2 protein-coding genes are annotated in these 3,603 nt (G+C 34.9%); both read left to right on the top strand.

Translation table 11 applies throughout. The features are described from left to right. The first annotated feature begins 288 nt into the window (after positions 1–288). A complete protein-coding gene (locus HGC4_RS06420) occupies positions 289–2,826 on the top strand; it encodes an ATP-dependent Clp protease ATP-binding subunit (RefSeq protein WP_050709299.1) in 2,538 nt (845 codons plus the stop codon). 229 nt (positions 2,827–3,055) lie between these two features. Then, on the top strand, positions 3,056–3,603 hold a 548-nt coding region (locus tag HGC4_RS06415), incomplete at its 3' end, for a hypothetical protein (RefSeq protein WP_157258156.1).

Here is a 3,603-nt window from a genome sequence, read left to right as displayed (position 1 = left end):
TATACTATTTAACGATTTATAGTCAGTAAGCTAATACTTTGTATTTATGATTCATTCTTTTAATTTATTATAAACATATAGTATTCAAAAGAATTATATCTTTACCTTAGATTTAGAGCCATATATGAAGAATTACTTAAAAAAATCAAAATAAAAGCAGTTATCGGACAAATAAACTTTATGGCATCATTTTTGTTTGATAATAAAGGAAGTCAATACTACAAGCACTAGTTGAATACTAGTATAAAGTGTAGATAGTAGAAAACATCGAATAAAGGTAAAAAGATTATGGAAAATAATTTCTCACAAAGAGTTCGCAAGATCATGAACTATAGCCGTGAAGAAGCCGGACGTCTCCAAAACTCACATCTGGGACCTGAACATTTGATGCTTGGTATTCTTAGAAATGGGGAAGGATTGGCCATACAGGCATTAAGTGACTCAGGAATAGATTTGGATGATCTAAAAATAGATATCGACAGACATATATTAGAACAACAAGATATGTCTGCAAGTAATAACAGTGAAATTGTATTAACCAAAGGGACTGAAAAGGTACTTAAACTTAGTATACTAGAAGCTCGATTGACCAAGAGTAAAGAGACCGATTCGGAACATTTACTTCTTGCCATATTAAAAGACAGTGACAACATTGCTGCCAGAGTTTTAGAAAATCAGAACTTTAATTACGCAGGAGCATTTATGTATATAAAGAATTTAGACGGAAACTTAGATAATGATTTGTCTCCTAAAATGGGAGCAGATTTTACTGATGACGATGAAGACGAATCGGCAGAAGGAGCATCATATCAAAACGTAAATACACAACAACCACGTCAGTCTTCTGATACACCTGTATTAGATAACTTCGGTTCTGATATGACTAAAGCAGCTCTCGAAAACAAACTTGACCCTATTGTAGGTAGAGATAAAGAGATCGAAAGACTGGCTCAAATATTAAGTCGTCGTAAAAAAAACAATCCTATATTAATAGGAGAACCCGGTGTTGGTAAATCGGCAATAGTAGAAGGGTTAGCTTTGCGGATCACTCAGAAAAAAGTATCACGTGTATTATTCGACAAGCGAGTAATATCATTAGATATGGCTTCGGTGGTAGCAGGCACTAAATATAGAGGACAGTTCGAAGAGCGTATCAAAGCTATTTTAAACGAGCTTTCTAAAAATCCGAATATCATTCTGTTTATAGATGAAATTCATACTATTGTAGGAGCAGGAGGAGCTACAGGTTCGCTTGATGCTGCCAACATGTTGAAACCCGCTTTAGCTAGAGGTGAAATACAATGTATTGGTGCTACAACTTTGGATGAATACAGAAAGAACATCGAAAAAGATGGTGCTTTGGAAAGACGTTTCCAAAAAGTAATGGTAGAACCTACCACTGCCGAAGAAACTCTCCAAATCTTAAGAAACATCAAGGAAAAATACGAAGAACATCACAATGTAAAATATACAGATGAAGCTTTAGAAGCGTGCGTCAAATTGACAGACCGTTATATAACCGATCGTAACTTTCCTGATAAAGCGATTGACGCTTTAGATGAAGCAGGTTCGAGAATGCATTTAGCCAATATAAATGTACCTCCCGTTATCGAGGAAATCGAAAACGAACTGAAAGATGTGGTAGATCAAAAAACAAACGCAGTAAAAGCTCAAAAATATGAACTTGCTGCAAGTTTTAGAGACAAACAACGTCAATTGCTTCTTCAATTAGAACAAGAAGAGTCTAATTGGGAAAAGCAGCTGAAAGAACAACCACAAATTGTAGATGATGAGAAAGTAGCAGAAGTTGTTTCTATGATATCGGGAATACCTGTACAACGAATAGCCGAAGCTGAAGGTTTGAAGCTATTGGGAATGAAGGGAACACTTAAGTCTGTAGTTGTTGGGCAAGACAATGCTATTGATAAGATAGTAAAAGCCATACAACGTAATCGTGTAGGACTAAAAGACCCCAATAAACCAATTGGTACATTTATGTTCCTTGGACCAACAGGTGTAGGTAAAACTCACTTAGCTAAAAAAATAGCAGAACAACTATTCGATTCTGCCGATGCTTTGATACGTATAGATATGAGCGAATACATGGAGAAATTCAACGTATCTCGTTTAGTCGGAGCGCCTCCCGGATACGTAGGTTATGAAGAAGGTGGATTGATGACCGAAAAAGTTCGTCGCAAACCTTACTCTGTAATTCTTTTGGATGAGATCGAAAAAGCTCACCCTGACGTATTCAATCTATTGCTACAAGTACTTGACGAAGGCCACTTAACGGACAGCTTAGGTCACAAGGTAGACTTTAAGAATACTATCCTGATAATGACATCGAATGTGGGAACACGTCAACTAAAAGACTTTGGAAAAGGAGTTGGATTTAGTGCAGGAGCAGTTCAAGGTGATATAAATAACGAATACTCACGAGGCATTCTTCAAAAAGCTTTGAATAAATCGTTCTCACCTGAGTTTATCAATCGTATTGATGATATTGTGATATTCGACCAACTTAATAAAGAATCAATCAACAAGATTATCGATATTGATATGTCAGACTTCTATAAACGAATCTCTGCATTAGGATATACTCTTGAAGTAACGACTGAAGCCAAAGACTTTATTGCCGAAAAAGGATATGATGCACAATTCGGAGCTAGACCTCTTAAACGTGCCATCCAAACATACCTGGAAGACGAAATAGCCGAACTAATATTGTCAGGCGCACTTCAACAAGGAGATGTAATTGAGGCAATATTAGATAAAGAAGCCGAAAAGCTAAAAGTTGAACCGAAAAAGAAAGAAGTAACCGTATAATAATAAAGTTACAAAACATAACAAAAAAGGAGTTTCTTATATACAGAAGCTCCTTTTTTCATCAATCTCATACCCGTTTCAGCAAAAGTAAGACATCGATACCTGTTAAAACTTATTTACCATAAACAATACATCGTATCCGCTTGTTAATAATATCTACAAGAGTATCAAAGTACTTTTACTAGAATTTTCTATTTACCTTAATTTATTAAAATCTCCTCTAAGAATTATGTTGAAAATAGTATGGTTATCTTTCTTTTTCCTTTATAGAATAATTGCTTCTGGACAAGACTATTGCGAACAATCATTACCAGAAATTCTATCCTCAACCAAAAACAATATATGCATAGCTGTAGAAGGGTACTACGTGGATAATTCATCATTCATGGTGATCAATTCCTCAGACCCTCTTATTCGTGTAAACACTCGATATCCTGTTTATGAATATAAATATCAGGAAAACCCTTATAGTAAAAATAGTACACACATGGCTGAGGTACCTATTTTTATAGAAGGAGACATGCAAGGAAAGGATCAACAAAGGATATTATTTCTGAATAAAAAACAGACAAACAAAAATCAATTGATTTTGAATGAAGGATTCATATTAGGAATAAAAATTGTAGAAGATAAGGTCGAGTATTTCCAATCTACGGAAAACAGGACATTCTATACATCCTTATACGCTTTACGAGATTATCTTTTCAATAGAGGCTCCATGCCACAAATAGATGAAGATACAGCATATTATAACCCTAAAAGAAAAAATTATATATC

The sequence above is a fragment of the Dysgonomonas sp. HGC4 genome (assembly GCF_001261715.1).
Taxonomy (GTDB): Bacteria; Bacteroidota; Bacteroidia; order Bacteroidales; family Dysgonomonadaceae; genus Dysgonomonas_A.
This window is presented reverse-complemented; position numbering and strand designations above follow the sequence as displayed.

Bases quoted from the DNA above. Each gene is read 5' to 3' on its own strand.
- HGC4_RS06420 (WP_050709299.1), top strand. From the start codon at position 289: ATGGAAAATAATTTCTCACAAAGAGTTCGCAAGATCATGAACTATAGC.